Source organism: Lentilactobacillus kisonensis DSM 19906 = JCM 15041, from assembly GCF_001434135.1.
GTDB classification, from domain to species: Bacteria; Bacillota; Bacilli; order Lactobacillales; family Lactobacillaceae; genus Lentilactobacillus; species Lentilactobacillus kisonensis.
The window spans coordinates 1-369 of sequence record NZ_AZEB01000102.1; the positions used below are offsets into that span (position 1 = coordinate 1).

At 50.1% G+C, this 369-nt stretch carries 3 tRNA genes; all 3 read left to right on the forward strand.

Annotated features, from left to right (window positions below):
* Positions 1-44 precede the first annotated feature (44 nt).
* The 3 genes from FC98_RS13895 to FC98_RS13905 all read left to right on the forward strand — a co-directional run bounded on the left by FC98_RS13895 (position 45) and on the right by FC98_RS13905 (position 304).
* Positions 45-136 (forward strand) — tRNA-Ser (locus FC98_RS13895).
* 19 nt (positions 137-155) lie between these two features.
* Positions 156-227, forward strand: a tRNA-Glu gene (locus FC98_RS13900).
* Positions 228-231: 4 nt separating this feature from the next.
* Positions 232-304, forward strand: a tRNA-Val gene (locus FC98_RS13905).
* Positions 305-369: the final 65 nt, after the last annotated feature.

Genomic DNA, 369 nt, shown 5'->3' on the forward strand with positions numbered 1-369 from the left:
GTTGTCGACGGTTCGAGCCCGCCTGCCGGAGTTATTATTTAATTGGAGAGTTGTCCGAGCTGGCCGAAGGAGCATCATTGGAAATGATGTAAACGGGTAAAAGCCTGTTTCAAGGGTTCGAATCCCTTACTCTCCGTAACCGAATAATAATTTATGACCCGTTGGTCAAGTGGTTAAGACACCGCCCTTTCACGGCGGTAACATGGGTTCAAATCCCGTACGGGTCATTTTGGAGGATTAGCTCAGCTGGGAGAGCATCTGCCTTACAAGCAGGAGGTCACAGGTTCGATCCCTGTATCCTCCATTTTCATAGCAACACTGTGGTTCGTTGGTCTAGCTGGTTAGGACGCCTGCCTGTCACGCAGGAGA